This window comes from Sodaliphilus pleomorphus, from assembly GCF_009676955.1.
Taxonomy (GTDB): Bacteria; Bacteroidota; Bacteroidia; order Bacteroidales; family Muribaculaceae; genus Sodaliphilus; species Sodaliphilus pleomorphus.
In genome coordinates this window covers 2,505,611-2,523,231 of record NZ_CP045696.1, presented here as the reverse complement: position 1 = coordinate 2,523,231, position 17,621 = coordinate 2,505,611, and the positions used below count along the sequence as shown (strand labels likewise).

Sequence of the window (17,621 nt, the reverse complement as noted above, 5' to 3'; positions counted from 1 at the left end):
AACAGCAGCAGCCGGGCAAAACTATATCGCGTGCGATACAGTTAATTTATCCTAAATCCCGCATTTATATCGCTTGCGATACAAATTGTTTCACTACCTTTGTGCCCACAATCAATGCAAAGAGAAAAAATGGCAAGTAAAAAAATAAGGCTCGACGACCAGCTGTGCTTCAAGATCTACACCCTGAGCCGGCTCGTCGTGCAGGGCTACGAGCCACTCTTCAAGAAAACGGGCATCACCTATACGCAATACCTCGTGCTTCTTGTGCTGTGGGAGCGCGACGAGCAACCTGTCAACAACATTGCAACGCGCTTGCTATTGGGCATCAACACCATCTCGCCACTCATCAAGCGCATGGAGAAAAGCGGGCTTGTGAGCCGCCATGGCAGCACGACCGACAAGCGCAAGCAGATTGTGTTTCTCACCGAGAAAGGGCGCCAGCTGGAAACTGTTGTGGCGCAAGCCCGCAGCGAGATAATGCAACGCTTGGCACGCAATGAAACCATCGCCCACACAATGCACACGATGGGCCCCATGCTCGACACAGTGATCGACTACTATGTGAGACACCGAGAGGAATAAGAAACAATCAACACACAACAAATAACAACAAAAATGAGTTTACAAGAAATTTTGAATCATCGCCGTGCCACGAGGCACTACGACCCAAGCAAGCCCATCGACCCTGAGCGGGTGAAACAATGCCTGCAGCTGGCCACACTGGCCCCCACAAGCTCCAACATGCAACTGTGGGAGTGCTACCACGTGACCGACAAAGCCGTGCTCGCAAAGCTGGCCCACGCCTGCCTCGACCAACTCTCGGCCCGGTCGGCACAAGAGATGGTAGTATTTGTCACCCGCCAGGACCTCTACAAGCGCCACGCCGAGGCCGCCCGCAAGTTTGAAGAAGAAAACCAGCGCCGCAATAGCCCTGCCGAGAAGCAGGAGAAGCGCATCAAGAAGTGGGACCTGTACTATGGCAAGGTCATGCCCTTCCTCTACTCGCGCTGCTTGGGCGTGTGGGGCCTGGTGCGCAAGCTCCTGGCACAGTGTGTGGGCCTGACGCGGCCCATCGTGCGGCAGGTGAGTGAAGGCGACGTGCGCGTGGTGGTGCACAAGAGCTGCGCCCTGGCCGTGCAGACGTTCATGCTGGCCATGAGCGAGGCAGGCTACGACACCTGCCCGCTCGAGGGATTTGACAGCCGCCTGGTGAAAAAAGCCCTGGGCCTGCCCCACAAGGTGGAAATCAACATGGTCGTGACCTGCGGCGTGCGCCTGCCCGACGGCGTGTGGGGCGACCGCTACCGCCAGCCCTTCGACGAAACCTACCACCGCGTGTAGGCAAATTGTGCGATTGTGGTTGTATGTGTGTGTGCAATACACCCTGCATTGGGCCGATCATGCACCATGCGTGCTCAAGCGGCACCACACATTTCAACCGATTAAGTTCTCACATTGGCTTGTTTTTTTAAACACTTCTATTCAACTTGAGAACCTCGCACCGGATACTATTGCAAGCAAAATTCAAACGCGTGTTGAGCCCTATTTGTAGTTCTTTGTCATCGTTCATTCAAATAGCACTGACGCGGGCGCATCCTTTACTGGTGCGCTTTTTTTTTGCCCCAACCCTGGGCGCCATATTGATTATCATGGCGACACATCCGGCTTTTTTTATTGCTGTCAGATAAAAAAAACATCGGCAAAGCAGAAACAGCCTTGCCGACAGAAACTTAAAATACAGGTCGGGGTACCAGGATTCGAACTTGGGACCTCCTGCTCCCAAAGCAGTGTAGGTCGTTTAGTAAGTTGGTGACTGCCAACTTGTTTTGTTATGATACGTTTTCGTTTGCAGGTATCTTGCAGTTTATCGGGTTTTGCTAAATCTAAATTAATGTTAAAGTTATAATAAAATTAGAATAACCTATTATTAATCTAAGTTTTCTTCTTATCTTTGCATAGCTTTCAAAAGGGTTCAAACTTTTGAGCGGTACACAAAGAGTAAAGAAACTATGATTACAGCAGAAGAACCAAGAGTGTCTCTAAGTGGGCGATACAGCGTGATGCAGGCCTCACAGGCTTTAGGCATACATAGGAACACATTGCAGAAATACACGGATTGCGGATTTATCAAATGTGGATTTCGCAAGAGCTCGAAGCAGAAGTTCTACCTCGGCTCGGAGATTATGCGTTTTTGGCGGGCACAGTCTTGAAAACTGGCCCAATGCCAAGTAGCAGCCATTCGCAAGATATTCCGTAATCCCGCGCCAAGTAGGCAAGAATTTCGGGTTTGAGAACACTGGTATTCCTGTGTGACTTGATGAACGCCACGTTACCATAGTTCAGCCCGTGGTTCCTCGTCAGCGTTTGTAGCCCTCTCAACTTCTTTTTTGAGCGGAGAATTTCGATTGCTTCGAAGAAGCGGTCAGTAATTGCTACGCCAGTCGGTGATATATTCATATAAGATAGTATTTGCCGTTGATATAGAACATATTTATTCGATGGCTTTTTCAATACTGATTGACCCGTTACTCTCGATGAGAGTAATGAGTCGTTCCAAGTTCAGCGAAAGCCTATTGATGGCTTCGGCATTGGCTCTGTTCGCCTCGGCATTGACTTCTCCCTGCTCTACCAACTTGCCGACAATTTTAATGAGGTCGTTGATGGTTGTCGGGTTCTTTTCCTCGGGCAGCAGCATTTCGCCATTGCCATTTATAACCCAATCGACATTGAGTTGCGGAAATGCGTCAGAGATTTGTTTCAGTGACGATTTCCGCATCCGGTCGTTGGTGTTATTGACAAATCCGTTCGACAGATTGCAGACACGTTCAAACTCTGCATTAGTAATGCCGAGTGACTTGATAAACAAAATTAGACGTTCCTTTACGCTCATTTCTTAAAAATTGTTAAGCAAAAGAAAATAATAGATTATCATTAGTTTAATCTAAAAATTATTTGTACTTTTGCACTGTATTACTAATTAAAACACTGCAAAGATAATGAGAGTAATTGAGACGCAAGAACATTTGGGCGAGAATTTGCCCAAAATGACCCTACGGGGTTATTACGATTCATTGCCGAATAGCAGTCACCCAAAGACCGAATTCGTTAACGAGGTGGCATCAAAAACTGGTGTCAGCACAGCAACGGTTCGCAACTGGATTTCTTACGGCATGAAGCCAAACAACCCCAAACATTGCGAGATATTGTCCGAGATTACTGGTATTCCTGTTGATGACTTGTGGGATGAAGCTTGAATTTTACATCTACGACGATGAGTTGTGGTATATCACTACTGATGGCCGCAACTGCAAGTTGACAGAGAACGACACGGACATTATTGCTGGTCTACTATCGTCAATCAGCGAAATGTACCCTGCTGCGTATGCGTCACTTCAAGAGGAGTATTCGAGGAGTGCGACTAATGGGAAGTATTACCAGTTCCTTATGGTGCGCAGGTTTTGCAAGTGCAACCTCGGCAAACTGGATAACACTAAAATCGACCTCGCCAACGGCACATTCAACATGGAGCGAGTGTCATGCCCACTTCGTGGTGAGTGCAAGCACGAAGGAGTTATTTGCTGCCCGAAATTCAACTCAAAGCTATCGGAAGCAGAATTGCGGGTTATGCGACTTGTCTATGATGGACTTTCGAATGAGGAGATTGCGGAGCGGTTGTTCTTGTCACCTCACACAATCAAGAATCATATCAAATCGGTGTATGCGAAACTTGGTATTCACGAGAAGGCCGAGTTCGTCAAGTATGCCGATAAGAATGATATATTTTGTTTAACCTCTTAAATCAAAGAGCAATGAGTTTATTTAAGAAACCAAATGAGTTGGAGACTAACTCGACTATTAAGATGCTCATCTATGGTCAGCCCGGTATGGGAAAGTCTACCCTTGCGCTCTCTGCGCCCGACCCTGTGATGTTTGACTTCGATGGCGGAGTCAACCGAGTGAACAAAGCTTTCCAGTGTCCTACCCTGCAAGTACAGAACTGGGAACAAGTGACTGATGCGCTTGACGAACTTGCCAGTGGTGATATTTCGTTCCAAACGATTGTCATTGACACAGCCGGCAAGATGCTCGACTTTATGTCTGATTACATCATGCGCAACGACAGCAAGATGAAGATGCGTGATGGCTCACTTGCGCTGAAAGGCTATGGCGCCCGTAAGGTGATGTTCGTTGAGTTCCTGAAACGAGTAACTATGATGGGCAAGAACATCGTGTTCGTTGCCCACGAGAAGGAGGACAAGGATGGTGACACCCGAATTGTCCGTCCCGACATGGGTGGCTCGTCACTCGGCGACCTGCTGAAAGAGCTGGACCTCGTTGGCTATATGCAAGCCATTGGCGAGGAGCGTGCAATCTACTGGAGTCCGCAGGAGAAGTTCTATGCCAAGAACACCTGCAACTTGCCGCAGTTCAACAAGATTCCGACTATCATCAATGCGCAAGCCGAGGTGGTTGGTCAGAACAACTTTTTGACCAACGTCTTTGCGAGTTACAACCGATACCTTGCGCAGCAAGCAAGTATCGGCAACGATTATGTTGAACTGATTGCCCAAATCGAGGCAGACATCGCAAGTATCACGGATGTTGACACTGCCAACAAGGCGGTTGAGCGTATCGGTAGCTACAACGCAATTTGGGACAGTAAGGCACGTGCGAACAAGCTGATTACCGCCAAGTGTGGCGAGTTGGGTTTGACTTACAACCGAGCAACGAAGAAGTATGAGCAAGCAGCAGCATAAGTACGCTTTTTATCCCACATTGCTTGATGCGTTTACGAAGTATCTAACGACAAGTGCAGAAGATTTCTTCTACCAAGACGAGGAGGGCAAGTGGCATAAGAACTACAGCGAAACGGAGGGTACGTTCCACTTCTCGCAAGATGAGGTGGATGCCCTCCTGTTGCAAGAACTGCTCGACAAGATTAACCGCAAGCCATTTGAGCCGAGCGAGGCGGCAGATAAAGGCACAATATTCAACGAGATTGTGGACTGCATAATCGCCAAACGAGACACGCAGAACAACGATTACTTCATTGCCTCTGCAAATAGCTTCGATGAGTTTGCGAAGAAAACCTTTGGAGCGGTCGTTACATATGTTGATGGTAAGCCGCATGTTGCTGAAGAAGATGGTTTGGGCGAAATGTTACAGCCTTATTATGACCTTGTGAGCAAACTCGGTAAGCCGTTTATCTATGGCTCGATCGATGGTTTTGAGTTCTACTTTGACAAGCAGTTATGCAAGAGTATGGCCGAATACTTCGATGGTGCGTTGAGTCAGCACTATACCACTGCAACCATTGACACCGCCTATGGTGTAGTGAAGTTGTATGGATATATCGATGAGTTAATCCGTGACAAAGTGTACGACATCAAGACCACGAAGTCCTACACCTTTGGCAACTATCAGAAGTATTGGCAACGGCACGTCTATCCTTACTGCCTAATCGAGAGCGGAGATTGCACAGACGTAAAGGCATTCGAGTTCTCGGTTGTTCAGTTGAAGGGTGGTGGTCCTCGTTCACCGCTGATAACTGGTGATTTCTATAAGGAGATTTATGACTACAATCACGCACAAAGTACGGAGATTATCCGTCAGCAATGTGAGCGTTTCATAGAGTTTCTGGAGGAGCATCGGAGCGAGATTACTGACACCAAAATCTTTGGTCTCAGTGATTGAGGTCAGCAATAGCGATATGAGTAATGTCGTGGTGTTCCTGCGAGCATATCAGTCAACGGAACACCATGGCAGCACTCGTGAAATCAACAAGAGAAGGCGAGCGGGTCTGCTTGCCGAGAAAATAGAAAAACGATTAAACAGAATTAAGAAATGAGTCAAGATTTATGTGGGTCTATTGACCTGTTGAAACTCCACAATAGCGGAATGGCCACTATTCGTGGTGTGCGTTGCATGGTCATACCGATTGAGGGGAACGACCTATATGTGACCAAAGACGACACGACTGGCAGGGCGAAGGCTTGCTATCTCGGTTTGCAGATTCGTCAACGCAGAGAGGTAAGCCAGTTCGGCAAGACACACTACTGCAAGCAGCAGTTGAGCAAGGAGTTCCGCGAAGGCGCAAATCCAGAGATTGTTGAGTTGAAGAAGAAAACCTATCTCGGTGACTTCAAACCGATGATTTTCGATGATAGCAACCAAGCAGGAACGGTTCAGATTGCGCCTTTGGCAGAAACAGACGTGCAGGAAGATGAGTTGCCATTCTGATGATTTCTGATGATTTACGACTTGCAGAACGAGTACGACAGGTCAAAGTTTAAGGCTAAGGTCAATCAGCTTTACACTGAAAAGGCGCTGGTGGAGTTGAAGCGAAAGACTACTAACAGGTCGCTTGCGCAAAACTCCTACTTGCACGTGTTGCTATGCTATTTCGCCAGTGAGTTTGGCTACACGATGGAAGAGGTCAAGCACGACATCTTCAAGAAGAAGTGTAACCCCGAATTGTTTCTGCACAAGCGAAAGAACAAGCGAGGGTTTGAGGTCACCTATGTGCGAAGTAGCACGGAGTTAGATAAGGCTGAAATGACTTTGGCGATTGAACGATTCCGAAACTATTCGAGTGCGGTGTGCGGATTATACCTGCCCGAACCAAATGAGCATCGAGCATTGGTGTATGCGCAACAGCAGATTGAGCAATACAAGAATTATGTTTAACTCAAATATCAGATTTTATGTTAGCAGACATTGTTGATTATCGTCCAGAGGCGGTCAAGTTCGTCTTGTCGGACGCAGTGAAAGAAAAATTTCCTCTCACCCTGTTTGACGAAGCCAAGTCATTCAAGGAGATTGAGGATGTGGTGAACCAGCACTTCGTTGCCCTGTTCCCCGATAATGCGGTCACTTTGCGAAACCTTGATGAGTATGAGGTGCAGAACATTCGTGAGGAGTACTGCAAGATTCAAGAGGACAAGTTGCCCAATGCTATGCTTGCACAGCAGGAGGCTTACGAGGAGGCCAAGCGCATGAAGAAGGAGGCTGACGATAACCTGTTGGCAGTCCAAAAGCGTATCAGCGAACTTGCTGCAAGAGTGAAGCAAGGCACAGAGGAAATGCGTCTGCCCTCCACTGAAACCATTACGTTTGCGCTCAATGGGTACAACTTGACCTACACTTGGTGCGATGGAAAATTCCAGTTGGCAAAGGCAGATGTCATTCCGGACTGGGGTCGCAATGAGTTGTGGGCGCAGGAAGATCAGAACCGAAAAGCCATGTTTGAACTGTTCGGCATTGAGTTTCCAGAAGTCAAGAAACCGAGTAGCGGTGACAAGCAGGAGAACGAAGATTTTTGATGTACAAGCTTCGCAAATATCAAGAGGATGCCAGTCGTGCGGCTGTCGAGGCTTTTAAGGATAAGAGACGCAAGAATGGCCTGCTAATCCTGCCAACTGGCGCAGGTAAGAGTTTGGTCATTGCGGATATTGCCTCAAAACTTGATGGCCCACTACTGGTGTTTCAGCCAAGCAAGGAAATCCTTGAACAGAACTTTGCCAAATTGCAGAGTTATGGGATTTGGGATTGTTCGTTGTATTCTGCATCGGTTGGCAGCAAAGACATCAACCGAATCACCTTTGCCACAATTGGCAGTGTCATGAACCACATGGACGACTTTAAGCACTTCAAGAACATTATGGTTGATGAGTGCCACTTCGTCAACAGCAAGGGTGGTATGTACGAGGAGTTTATACATGCTGAACCAAACCGCAAAGTTATCGGTCTTACAGCAACCCCTTATCGGCTATGCTCGAACTCTTGGGGGTCTATGCTGAAATTCTTGACAAGAACGAGACCGAGAATTTTTACAGACGTTATTTACTACTGTCAAATCCACGAATTATTGGCGCAAGGCTTTTTGGCGGAGTTGAATTACTACGATATTACCAACATGGATATGACGAGAGTAATGAGCAATAGCACTGGTGCTGACTATGACGATAAATCCCTGCTTCAAGAATATGAGAGGAGTAATTTTTATGAGAACCTGCTGTCTACCATTGAGCGATTGAGAAATCCTAAGCGTGGCGGTAAGCGCAAAGGCATACTGGTGTTCACCCGATACACGAAAGAGGCACAGATGGTGTGTGACAGCATTCCTAATTGTGCTATCGTCACAGGCGAGACACCCAAGCGAGAACGTGAGAACTTGCTGAACCGATTCAAGGCTGGCGAGATTGAAGTGATTGCCAATGTCGGTGTGCTGACCACTGGCTTCGACTATCCGGAATTAGATACGATAGTGCTGGCTCGTCCAACAAAATCTCTTGCCCTCTACTACCAAATGGTCGGAAGGGCGATAAGGCCGAGTAAAGACAAGATTGGTTGGGTGGTCGATATGTGCGGCAATTATAGTCGCTTTGGCTCTGTTGCCGACCTGCGAATAGAGTGTCCAGTCAATAGCACCAAGTGGATGGTGACATCGAAAGGCAGACAGCTTACAAATGTATTTTTTTGACCATGCCATATTACTACAAGCGAAAGAAGAAAAAGCCGAAGAACGACGAGCCGCCAAAGAAGAAGGCCAAGAAAGAAGTCAACCTTGTGGCGAAATTAGATAGGGTATTCGCCCTGTATATTCGACTGCGTGACGCAATGCCAAGTGGTCTGTTTAGATGTATTTCGTGCGGTCAAATAAAGCCGTATGAGCAATCTGACTGCGGTCATTTTCACAGCCGAACCCACATGAATACACGCTGGGACGAAAAGAACTGCAACGCTGAATGTCACTACTGCAATAGATTTTCAGCCGACCACCTCATAGGGTATCGTGAAAATCTGATATGCAAGATTGGTGAGGGAAACTTCACTCTGTTGCAGGTAAGAGCCGGGCAATCGAAAAAATGGTCAGACTTTGAGTTAAAACTAATGATAGACCATTATCGTAAGGAGGTGGTGCGTTTGAGTATCGAGAAAGGCATAAAAGTTAAATTTTAGGTTGCACGAAAAAATGTCGACAAAATATATTCGATTTTCAAATACTTTTTGTATCTTTACATCATCAAATAACACTCATTTGGTAACGTTTATGAGCGTGAGAAAAGATATAGAGACCTGCCCTTGTTGTACCTCAAACGTTACCTGCGGAAGCAGAGAGGTTGACAAGGCAGGTCTTGTTTTGTCAAAATATGGAACGTGAGTCATTCGTCATATACAAAAGCTTCTATGAGGCTATAAAGGAGTTGCCCGATGATATTCGGTTGCTCCTGCACGATGCTATCATGGAGTATGGTCTATATGGCATTGAACCTGTTGACTTGCCGCCCATACCTCGTAGCATTTTTACTTTGATTAAGCCACAGCTTGATGCCAATAATCGTAAGTACGAGAACGGCAAAAAAGGCGGTCGTCCACGCAAAGCAGAAGTTAACCAAGAGCAAGTTTCTGTCGAACCAACCGAGACCCAAAATGATAGCAGTGGCAAACCTAAAAAAAACCAAACCGAAACCAAACCGAAACCAAACAATAACCAAGAAGAAACCAAACCCGAACCCAATGTAAATGTAAATGAGAATGTAAATGAGAATGTAGAAAAAAATAAATCTAACAAGTTAGATTTACAAAAAAAGAAAACCAAAGAGAAGGAAACTCTTGAACGGAGAAAAAAGTTCTACGATTCGCTAATTCCGTATGTTGCCCAGTACGGTAAAGACATGATTAGGCAGTTCTATGACTACTGGTCTGAAATGAATAAGTCTAAGACAAAAATGCGTTGGGAGGGTCAGCCGACATGGGAATTGGCCCGCAGGTTAGAGTATTGGTCACGAAATGACAAATCATATAAATCACAAAGAAATGGAACAAACGATAGGACAAACGCTGGTAAGCGCAAAGAAGCAGAGCGAGATGAGCGTGCAACGGACGCCCTCTCGAGAATTATGCGTCTACGAGCGCAAGACGAAGCAGATGGTTTTGTCGAGATACGGGACGATTGACAGCTTTATGAAAGCTGTATCGCCAAGAGCGCAGCTTGTCGTATCGAAAAATAGGCTTGACTGTATTGTTGGTGACTATCCTACACTCAACAATATCGCAGCCGCATATGGGCGCACAGCACCGATTCAGTGGCTTATTGCGCAACTTGTGAACCTATCCGAATTCTGCGGAGTGAAAGACAAACTGACTGGGGACCAAGTTGAGGAATTGTCATGGCTGATAGCAGGCGAATATTCCTACTACAAGGTAAGCCAATTTTTGGTATTCTTCCACAACTTCAAGATGGGCAAGTACGGCAAGTTCTATGGTGCAGTCGACCCACTGGTTATAACTACTGCCTTGAAGGAATTTGACAAGGAGCGTATTCGCGCCATTAGCCAATGGGAAGAGGAGCAGGAGCGCATAAGAAGAGAGGAAGACAGAAAGAGCGCAATCAAGTTTGACGAATATCTCAAACTTGTCGGATTGCCGCAGTCGAAGAAAAAGACAGAAATGAGCGAGTCGGTTTTTGGCGAAGCTAAGTCTATTATCCTCAACCTGTTCCAAACAAGCAAGGACGTGTTAGAGAAATTCCGTAATTCGTTTAAGAAGAATTACGGGGTCACTCCTGAAGAATATGTTGAACACTATAATTCAAAGAGCAATGAAGAAACAAGCAATTCTTGAAATCACAATCGCTGTAGCGATTTTCACTGCCGTTTGTGTTGGCTTTTGGTGGCTGAACACTAACTATCCCATGTTGGGTATATCAGCAGTGATAGCCACGGCATGGGTATTCATCTACAAAGTGTTTTACAGCGAGCAGTCGCAAAAGTCAGAAACCAATGATGAGAAGAAAGTTAATCAATGACAGAGCGAAGTTGGAGCACAGCGTTTCGCAAAAGAACGCATTCGTGCGTGGTGCCCTCTTTGCCGACACGCACCGATGGGTGCCAGTGAGTGAGCAGCTTCCGCCCAATGGCAAATGGGTGATTTTGGCTATCAGAATCCACGCAGGCCGTTGGTATTCATGGGAAGGTTGTTGGGACGATGGAAGTAAATGCTGGATGGAGAAAACCGATATTTCGGTTGCAGCCAAAATGCACATCCCCGATGACTGGAAAGTAACGCATTGGCTTGATATTCCAAATTTGCCGGAAGAGGAAGGAGGATGGGAATGATACTGATTTACGTTATAGGCTGTTTGGTGGCGGCGCTGCCACTCGGCTACAGCCTTGTCGATGATTACAAGAAATGTCGGGAGATACAGGTTGGCCACCTACTCATCTATTCCTCATTGGTGATTGCGTCGTGGTTTGGGGTAGTTATCATGGTTGCACTTGCCTTGACTGAGTGCAAGTGGATGAAGAAATGTATTTTCAAAAAGAAGTCATGAAAGCAAAAGATTTTTTCGACCTTGTTTCTGAAATGCGAGAAGCGCAGAAGCTTTACTTCAAGACAAGAAGTAAAGAAGTATTGCAGCGGAGCAAGATTCTTGAACGCAAGGTGGACGATGAAATAGTTCGAGTCAATAATCTTATAAAAGGGAGTGGAACATGAGATTTCGGAAGTGGCTGAGACGTGTACTTTGTTGGCACAAATTTAGAGAGGTCGAATATAGGTTGTTCTGCAGTATAGTGCACTGCACAAAGTGTGGTGGTGTCTATTACGATGACTTTGGATTTCGCAAACGTTATCTCGGCCAGTACGAGCAATTCTTTGACGAGAAAGGAGAAATGAAACCATGATGTTGTATAAAGGACAAGTCGAGCAAGAAAAGGTACAGGCACATCGGCGGGCACTCGGTGAACGAATGGAGGTGCTGAAACGTGCCGGACTCGACAAAGAAGCAAGGCGGTTGCTGAATGAGTACAACCAACTGGTCACACGAGATAAAGAGTTGGATGGCATCATTGAGGAGCAGAGACGCAGGTGTTCTCGTGCCTTGCTGGTGTGTTTCGTTGTTGCTGACCTTGCAACATTAGCGGCAGACCAGTTTGGCGACGTGTGTAAGGAGGTAAACTGTGGAATGAATAGCGCCGACAACGAGTTTGTTAGGCTGATGAAGTTCAACGCCGATACCTCTGCCAAACGATGGAACGAGTTAGTTCAGATATTTGATAAGGGAGTGAGGAGTGAGATTATCGGCACGTTCTACGCTGATTTCAGCGAGGCGATAACAGACAAGCTGTTGCCTTTACTGAATGAAGAAGTTCAGAACGTAATGGATACAAAGCAAGGGAGGAAGTGGCTATGACAAATCAAGAATTGAAATTTGCGATCCACGAATTTAACCCTGTTATCTACCCAAGTCTGTTGTGGGTCATGATTGGCGATAAAACAGATAAGGATAGATTTCCCTCTGTTGACTTAATGGAAGATAACAGCCTCGCTCAAACAGAGTCAACTAATGATGCACTAAGCAACAAGAACGGAGTGCTTATACGTTTCCGGAGTCGCAGTGTTATTACCGCTGAAACCATAACCCATGAAGCTGTTCACGCAGCGGCAGAAATTATGCGTTATATAGGCGGCGAGATAGATGTGAGAAACCAAGAACCATTCGCTTATCTGTGTGGTTGGGTCGCCGACTGCATAGACCAAGTGCGGAAGAAATAGTTCAAATCATGACGGGAAGTTTGAGAAATAGCATAGCTTATCTGAGAACAACCCTTGCCACATACATATTACATGGTGTGGATTTGGTGAAAGTTCAACCAAGTGAAGAAACAATCAAGAAAATCAAAGAATATGCTCGTAAGATTCAAAAAGATGGTGCCAGAAGCAGTTGCACCGACAAGAGCGCATCAGAGTGATGCTGGGCTTGACCTAACAGCTATCGGCAAGGATTTCGATAGACTCGGTAACGTAGTGTACCATACTGGGATTGCCGTGGAAATACCGCAAGGGCATGTCGGACTGGTGTTCCCTCGATCGTCAGTATGCAGGAAGGCTCAAATGCTGACCAACTCTGTTGGTGTAATAGACAGCGGTTATCGTGGAGAAATCACCATGAAATTCAAGCCGCAGACCTGCTATGGCAGACATCATGAGGAATATGTGGTTGGCGAGCGTATCGGTCAACTCATCATCATGCCTTATCCCGAAATCGAGTTTGAGGAAGTTGATGAGCTCGACTTTGGTGAGCGAGGCGAAAACGGCTACGGAAGTAGTGGAAAATAGCCCAAAGTTAGCAAAAGTTAAACATTTGGTTTTCAGCAAATTAACTGCGTTTTTCTTTGGTCATATCGTGATTTCTTTGTAGATTTGCATATTGAAACTAATGTACTAACGTAATAAAAAAACAGAGCAATGAAGAGCATTAAGAACTACATCGATGAAGCAACTCAAAAGGTTTATGCGGCAGCGAAAGCTGACAAAGCATATACTGTACTTCAAGAGTCAATCACCGAACTTGAAGCAGGTGGCCAAGTTATCGAAGCAAGTGACCAAGTTATCGAAGCAAGTGACCGCAAGAAGAAGGCGCTCAAAGCGGCTATTAAGGCTGTTAAGGACCTGTTCACCCTGTTTGGCATCGAAGCACCGAGGCTGAGTTATCTGATGGACGTGCAGAGTGGTCTTTTCAAAATCACCCAACGCTGGGAGTACATGAACAAGAACATCGATTGGCTATGAGAAGAAACGTTACAAGAATCAGAATCACCTCTATCAACATCGGTGACAAAGCGAAGGAGCAGTTCATGGATAAAACCCTGCTGCTTCGCCATGCACGCAATGTGGGGATGAGGAGAACATGAACAACACGGTTCTCGGCAGACTTAGAAACTATCCGAGTTTAATAACTTTTGAAACAGTAGAGCAATGAGTGGAGCAAGAAAAATTAAGAGCGCAATCGAATCAATGATTGCCGATGGCCTTGGAAAAGTGGCGATCGTCAAGAGAGTTGTAGAAATGGGAGTAACAGCTGAATGGGCAGAGTTCCTTGTCAGTACCTACTCCCGTAAGTTTAACCAGTAATAAAGAAACGTAATGAGAACGACTAAGAAAGACTTTGACAAGTTCCTCACGAGGCTGTTCGCTATGCAACGTGACTGCTTCAAGCAGGGGTCTAAATCCAGTCTTGAAGTACGACCGAAGTTTGAGGGCGATTTCGTAATCTATGTTACAGCGACCAACGAGAACGTGAACCGATTCACAACGGACGAAGATGGAAAGGAGCGTATTTACCACTTCGATATGTTCCAGCTGTATCAGTTCCTGACGGTTGAGGAGAACGAGCTAACGATGCAGAAGATTAAGGACTTCTTGACTGACACAGGCGATGAACAGCATTGAGATTTTCAAGAAAGCGTTGAAGAAGTACTTGGACGGCAGGGCACAATCTGATGCCCTGTTCGCCCAAGCCTATGCCAAAGAGGGCAAGACGCTTGACGATTGCGCCAACTTCGTGATTTGCGAGATAAAGAAGAGAGCACAGAATGGTAGTTATGCTGCCACAGACGAGGAAGTGTACGGACTGGCTGTCCACTACTATGACGAAGATAACGTCAAAGTCGAGAGTGCTGGTGGAGTCCAGATCGTGAGCAACTATCAACTGACCGACCAAGACAAGGCCGAACTGGAAGCAGAGGCTAAAGAGAAAGCCAAAGAAAGCTACCTACGTGAAGCCGAGGAAAAGGCTAAAAAGGCCTTAGAGAAGAAACAAGAGAAAGAGCGAAAGAAGGCGGCAGAGCAACCTGCCCAGCCGAGTTTATTTGGAGATTTGTTTAATCAGTAATAAAGAAACATTATGACAGAAGAACAGAAATTGCGCTATGAGTTGATTAGAAACACCAGCAGCGTAGAGAAAGCGAGAGAGTGCTATAACTTTATCATGGACAACGATGATAAGCCTCGCATGAAGCCGCCTATGAACTGCATCTACATAGATGGTATCTACATTTGCTACGAAGATGGCAAGCGACAGCTTTATGATGGCACCAATCCTACTGAACGTGTGACCCACATCGGCATAAAGGTCGGCAAGCACACTGTAGGCATTCGGCTCAACTCGCAAGGCGAGCGCGAGTTGCCGTACAACAGCGACCTTGACAAAGACGACTTCGACTACAAGCGACATGGACTTCGTGCACTTGACGATTTCAACGGCAAAGCGAACACTGAACACCTCAAACGACATGGCGAGTTCGATTTCGACCTTGCAGACGATGAGTGGATTCCGTCACTTGGTGAACTTGCAATCATCTGCAAGAACAAGGAGAAGATTAACGAAGCACTCGCCTTTGTTGGCGGCGATAAGTTGACGAGTACTTGGTATTGGTCCTCTACTGAGTACAGTGCCACTGGCGCTTGGTTAGTGGGTTTCTATAATGGCACTGTCTTCGGCGGCAGCAAGAGCAAAAGCTACATTGTTCGGCCTGTGTGTGAATTTTAACTATGGCACAGCGTATCGGAATTACAATCTGTGTTGTGTGCTCATACTATGACATCACAACAGAACAGCTTTTTTCTGCGAGTCACAAGTGGCAATATGCAGATGCACGAGCAGTTATTTGCTACATCTTGCATGAGAAGTGGAGTATGTCGATTACGGCAGTTGGCACGTTGCTGCATCGTAATCATTCGTCTGTAACATGCGCTATTCGTAAAATAAAGACGTGGATCGACAACCCGAAAATATTTTCAAAAGAGGTAAAAATAGTCGATGCTATCATTGAAAGCATCGACAGTATGATAGAAGAAATACAACAAAAAAGACACAGAACATGACGCTGAATGAATATCAACACGAAGCACTCTCGACGGCAATCTACGACCGTCAGTATGCAGTAATCTACACGGCACTCGGCATCGCCGGTGAAGCCGGTGAGTGCGCCGACAAAGTGAAAAAGATACTTCGTGACACTCACATAGTGCGCAATGCAGACACCGGCGCAATCATGCTTGACACAGAGCAGCAGCACGCTCTCGCTCTCGAAATCGGTGATGTGCTATGGTACTGCGCAACACTCGCTCGTGACATCGACATGACGCTTGAAGAAGTAGCAGAGTTGAACATCGCAAAGATCAACTCACGCAAGCAGCGTGGCAAGCTCGGAGGCAGCGGTGACAACAGATAATTTTTATCAACAATTAAAAAATAATCAAACAATTATGGAAGAAAACAAAAAAGAACTACAATCACTACTGACGAGTCTCGGTGAGATAGTGCCGACAATGATGTTCGTCGGGGCGAACGCAGACAAGCAAGGTGCCTTATTTATAGGCTCACCCGAAAAGACAGACGAGGAACGCAAGTTTGACCTCGTCGCAACCGTCGCCATGATGATGGATCAGCGCACCGAATTGCGGGAGATAATTTTATCAGCGGTGTCCTGGTTCATGCAGGAGAACCCGATGTACCGCGACGCGATGCAGAAAGCACTCGACAAACTGAAAGAGCTCGATGAACATCAACGAACTGCCGAACCACACATGGCGCAGGTGGAGCGTGGAAAGAAAGGTGGCCTGCAATGACGAAAGGTAGGCAGGAAAAGGCGACTCGACGTCTAAAGTCTGGGAACTATCCTCTGCTAATGACAGAGGAGTTTTGGGCGAATACCCATTTATCGGTGGTGCGTTATTATGGTCACATAAGTTTAATGGGACATGAGTACATCATCGTGAACAAGGAGGGTAAAGACATCTTCCAGTTGTCGGCAGAAGCGCATAAGGCAGGGCGAGAGAATGCAATTGAGCCGGGAGAGCCGTGTGACCTTGTTGTCAAAACTCTGATGGTAGCCTATAGGAAACTTGGACGTGACCGCATCATCGCACTCATCAAAGATGGTAGGTCGGAGAAAGAAATCAATGACATCGCAAAGAAAGGAGGTGAGCAATGAGTTGGGCAGAGGAACAAGATTGGTTTGGTCTTGAAGATTTGGTGATTGAGGCTGAACAGCGTGCAGAGCGAGCCGAGGAGTTGATTAAGCAAGGCTACTGGTTGCAGGCTGACTTAGAGCCGATAGCTTTGAAGTCAATGAACGACCGCCACCTGTATAACTGCATACGCATGATTGAAGATGGCCGACTGAACCGAAGGTAGGCACTCCCCTACTTGGTGGCCGAGCAAGCACGCAGAATCAATCAAAGTTAGTAAAAGTTAAACCTTTGATAGTCAGTAAAATAAATGGATTTTTCTTTGGTCAATTCAAATAATTGTTGTAGTTTTGTATATGCAAAAACAACTACAAGTTTAACGTAATAAAGAAACGAAGAGCAATGACAAAGCAAGAATTTGAGAACAGAGTGAAAGTCCAAGTGACTGACCAAGAGTACTACTCGGTTATCGAGCCGATGTACATGAACTCGGACGTTGACAAGGATGAGTTTTGCGCAATGTGGCGCAAGATGAACCACAAGCGAGTTAAGGCTTGCCTCGCTGACCAGTTGAAGTGCAAGCAGGAGCAGGAGCGCAAAGATCGCCTGTTTGACTTGAAGTGGAAAATCGAGTGTCTGCCAGCCGAGAAGAAGCACACGTTTGCTGTTCTCTACTGCACAGAAAAGCAGATGCAAGACCTAAAAGATGTGGGAATCGAAACCGAGGGGTGGAACAAGTGGTTGCAGATTCATGAGCAGAAAAGCCTCTCAGATATTCACTACGATTTGCTGAAATTCTTCGGACAAATAAGATAAAGATAACGTGGGGCGGGCAACCGCCCTGCATCGTTTAACCCAGTAAT

The 17,621-nt window shown here is 46.3% G+C and carries 31 protein-coding genes; 30 read left to right on the top strand and 1 reads right to left on the bottom strand.

Annotated features, from left to right (window positions below; genetic code table 11):
- Window positions 1-129 precede the first annotated feature (129 nt).
- Both GF423_RS10525 and GF423_RS10520 read left to right on the top strand, forming a co-directional pair.
- Complete coding sequence (locus GF423_RS10525; protein WP_154328314.1) at window positions 130-582, top strand: MarR family winged helix-turn-helix transcriptional regulator; 453 nt, start codon at window positions 130-132, stop codon at window positions 580-582.
- 33 nt (window positions 583-615) lie between these two features.
- On the top strand, window positions 616-1,341 hold the full coding sequence (locus tag GF423_RS10520; protein WP_154328313.1) for a nitroreductase family protein: 726 nt from the start codon (window positions 616-618) through the stop codon (window positions 1,339-1,341).
- A gap of 1,150 nt (window positions 1,342-2,491) precedes the next feature.
- Here the strand turns inward: GF423_RS10520 and GF423_RS10515 are convergent.
- Window positions 2,492-2,890: a hypothetical protein gene (locus tag GF423_RS10515; RefSeq protein WP_154328312.1), complete on the bottom strand. Its 399-nt coding sequence runs from the start codon at window positions 2,888-2,890 to the stop codon at window positions 2,492-2,494.
- Window positions 2,891-2,996: 106 nt separating this feature from the next.
- Here GF423_RS10515 and GF423_RS10510 point away from each other — a divergent pair, with 106 nt between their 5' ends.
- The 28 genes from GF423_RS10510 (at window position 2,997) to GF423_RS10380 (ending at window position 17,574) form a co-directional block, all read left to right on the top strand.
- Window positions 2,997-3,254: a helix-turn-helix transcriptional regulator gene (locus GF423_RS10510; protein ID WP_154328311.1), complete on the top strand. Its 258-nt coding sequence runs from the start codon at window positions 2,997-2,999 to the stop codon at window positions 3,252-3,254.
- Complete coding sequence (locus tag GF423_RS14310; protein WP_317162465.1) at window positions 3,232-3,798, top strand: helix-turn-helix domain-containing protein; 567 nt, start codon at window positions 3,232-3,234, stop codon at window positions 3,796-3,798. Before GF423_RS10510 ends, GF423_RS14310 begins: the two co-directional genes overlap by 23 nt.
- Window positions 3,799-3,809: 11 nt before the next feature.
- Window positions 3,810-4,757 carry an ATP-binding protein gene (locus GF423_RS10500; protein WP_154328309.1) on the top strand — a complete coding sequence of 316 codons (948 nt, stop codon included), beginning with the start codon at window positions 3,810-3,812 and terminating at the stop codon, window positions 4,755-4,757.
- Window positions 4,738-5,694, top strand: coding sequence for a hypothetical protein (locus tag GF423_RS10495; protein ID WP_154328308.1), 957 nt, complete (start codon window positions 4,738-4,740; stop codon window positions 5,692-5,694). The genes GF423_RS10500 and GF423_RS10495 overlap by 20 nt, the downstream gene beginning before the upstream one ends.
- Before the next feature lie 150 nt (window positions 5,695-5,844).
- Window positions 5,845-6,240 carry a hypothetical protein gene (locus GF423_RS10490; protein WP_154328307.1) on the top strand — a complete coding sequence of 132 codons (396 nt, stop codon included), beginning with the start codon at window positions 5,845-5,847 and terminating at the stop codon, window positions 6,238-6,240.
- 9 nt (window positions 6,241-6,249) lie between these two features.
- Complete coding sequence (locus GF423_RS10485) at window positions 6,250-6,687, top strand: hypothetical protein (RefSeq protein WP_154328306.1); 438 nt, start codon at window positions 6,250-6,252, stop codon at window positions 6,685-6,687.
- Window positions 6,688-6,704: 17 nt separating this feature from the next.
- On the top strand, window positions 6,705-7,322 hold the full coding sequence (locus GF423_RS10480; RefSeq protein ID WP_154328305.1) for a hypothetical protein: 618 nt from the start codon (window positions 6,705-6,707) through the stop codon (window positions 7,320-7,322).
- Window positions 7,319-8,482 carry a DEAD/DEAH box helicase gene (locus tag GF423_RS10475; protein WP_235911557.1) on the top strand — a complete coding sequence of 388 codons (1,164 nt, stop codon included), beginning with the start codon at window positions 7,319-7,321 and terminating at the stop codon, window positions 8,480-8,482. The genes GF423_RS10480 and GF423_RS10475 overlap by 4 nt, the downstream gene beginning before the upstream one ends.
- A gap of 2 nt (window positions 8,483-8,484) precedes the next feature.
- Complete coding sequence (locus GF423_RS10470; RefSeq protein WP_154328303.1) at window positions 8,485-8,961, top strand: recombination protein NinG; 477 nt, start codon at window positions 8,485-8,487, stop codon at window positions 8,959-8,961.
- A gap of 191 nt (window positions 8,962-9,152) precedes the next feature.
- Window positions 9,153-9,959 carry a DUF6291 domain-containing protein gene (locus GF423_RS10465; protein WP_206113230.1) on the top strand — a complete coding sequence of 269 codons (807 nt, stop codon included), beginning with the start codon at window positions 9,153-9,155 and terminating at the stop codon, window positions 9,957-9,959.
- Between the two features lie 7 nt (window positions 9,960-9,966).
- Window positions 9,967-10,626, top strand: coding sequence for a DUF6633 family protein (locus GF423_RS10460; protein ID WP_154328302.1), 660 nt, complete (start codon window positions 9,967-9,969; stop codon window positions 10,624-10,626).
- The gene (locus tag GF423_RS10455) at window positions 10,604-10,810 is read left to right on the top strand and encodes a hypothetical protein (RefSeq protein WP_154328301.1); all 207 of its coding nucleotides are present in this window, start codon (window positions 10,604-10,606) and stop codon (window positions 10,808-10,810) included. The genes GF423_RS10460 and GF423_RS10455 overlap by 23 nt, the downstream gene beginning before the upstream one ends.
- Complete coding sequence (locus GF423_RS10450) at window positions 10,785-11,120, top strand: DUF551 domain-containing protein (protein ID WP_154328300.1); 336 nt, start codon at window positions 10,785-10,787, stop codon at window positions 11,118-11,120. Before GF423_RS10455 ends, GF423_RS10450 begins: the two co-directional genes overlap by 26 nt.
- A gap of 211 nt (window positions 11,121-11,331) precedes the next feature.
- Window positions 11,332-11,499 carry a hypothetical protein gene (locus GF423_RS14090; RefSeq protein WP_206113229.1) on the top strand — a complete coding sequence of 56 codons (168 nt, stop codon included), beginning with the start codon at window positions 11,332-11,334 and terminating at the stop codon, window positions 11,497-11,499.
- Between the two features lie 184 nt (window positions 11,500-11,683).
- The gene (locus GF423_RS10445; RefSeq protein ID WP_154328299.1) at window positions 11,684-12,196 is read left to right on the top strand and encodes a hypothetical protein; all 513 of its coding nucleotides are present in this window, start codon (window positions 11,684-11,686) and stop codon (window positions 12,194-12,196) included.
- Window positions 12,193-12,558: a hypothetical protein gene (locus GF423_RS10440; protein ID WP_154328298.1), complete on the top strand. Its 366-nt coding sequence runs from the start codon at window positions 12,193-12,195 to the stop codon at window positions 12,556-12,558. Before GF423_RS10445 ends, GF423_RS10440 begins: the two co-directional genes overlap by 4 nt.
- A 132-nt stretch (window positions 12,559-12,690) precedes the next feature.
- A complete protein-coding gene (locus GF423_RS10435) occupies window positions 12,691-13,122 on the top strand; it encodes a dUTP diphosphatase (RefSeq protein WP_154329035.1) in 432 nt (143 codons plus the stop codon).
- Between the two features lie 129 nt (window positions 13,123-13,251).
- Window positions 13,252-13,575, top strand: a complete 324-nt coding sequence (locus GF423_RS10430) for a hypothetical protein (protein WP_154328297.1) — start codon at window positions 13,252-13,254, stop codon at window positions 13,573-13,575.
- Window positions 13,576-13,761: 186 nt separating this feature from the next.
- Window positions 13,762-13,917 (top strand): hypothetical protein, encoded by a 156-nt coding sequence (locus tag GF423_RS10425; protein WP_154328296.1) that lies wholly within the window; start codon window positions 13,762-13,764, stop codon window positions 13,915-13,917.
- Window positions 13,918-13,929: 12 nt separating this feature from the next.
- Window positions 13,930-14,235, top strand: a complete 306-nt coding sequence (locus GF423_RS10420; protein ID WP_154328295.1) for a hypothetical protein — start codon at window positions 13,930-13,932, stop codon at window positions 14,233-14,235.
- Window positions 14,222-14,677, top strand: a complete 456-nt coding sequence (locus GF423_RS10415; RefSeq protein ID WP_154328294.1) for a Cas9 inhibitor AcrIIA9 family protein — start codon at window positions 14,222-14,224, stop codon at window positions 14,675-14,677. Before GF423_RS10420 ends, GF423_RS10415 begins: the two co-directional genes overlap by 14 nt.
- Window positions 14,678-14,689: 12 nt before the next feature.
- A complete protein-coding gene (locus GF423_RS10410; RefSeq protein WP_154328293.1) occupies window positions 14,690-15,334 on the top strand; it encodes an Lcl C-terminal domain-containing protein in 645 nt (214 codons plus the stop codon).
- 2 nt (window positions 15,335-15,336) lie between these two features.
- On the top strand, window positions 15,337-15,669 hold the full coding sequence (locus GF423_RS10405) for a helix-turn-helix domain-containing protein (RefSeq protein WP_154328292.1): 333 nt from the start codon (window positions 15,337-15,339) through the stop codon (window positions 15,667-15,669).
- Entirely contained in the window at window positions 15,666-16,019 is a 354-nt protein-coding gene (locus GF423_RS10400) for a nucleoside triphosphate pyrophosphohydrolase family protein (protein ID WP_154328291.1), read from the top strand. Before GF423_RS10405 ends, GF423_RS10400 begins: the two co-directional genes overlap by 4 nt.
- Before the next feature lie 34 nt (window positions 16,020-16,053).
- A complete protein-coding gene (locus GF423_RS10395; RefSeq protein ID WP_154328290.1) occupies window positions 16,054-16,416 on the top strand; it encodes a hypothetical protein in 363 nt (120 codons plus the stop codon).
- A 59-nt stretch (window positions 16,417-16,475) separates the two neighbouring features.
- Window positions 16,476-16,781 carry a hypothetical protein gene (locus GF423_RS10390; RefSeq protein WP_154328289.1) on the top strand — a complete coding sequence of 102 codons (306 nt, stop codon included), beginning with the start codon at window positions 16,476-16,478 and terminating at the stop codon, window positions 16,779-16,781.
- Entirely contained in the window at window positions 16,778-16,984 is a 207-nt protein-coding gene (locus tag GF423_RS10385; RefSeq protein WP_154328288.1) for a hypothetical protein, read from the top strand. The genes GF423_RS10390 and GF423_RS10385 overlap by 4 nt, the downstream gene beginning before the upstream one ends.
- 176 nt (window positions 16,985-17,160) lie before the next feature.
- Window positions 17,161-17,574, top strand: coding sequence for a hypothetical protein (locus GF423_RS10380; protein WP_154328287.1), 414 nt, complete (start codon window positions 17,161-17,163; stop codon window positions 17,572-17,574).
- Window positions 17,575-17,621 lie beyond the last annotated feature (47 nt).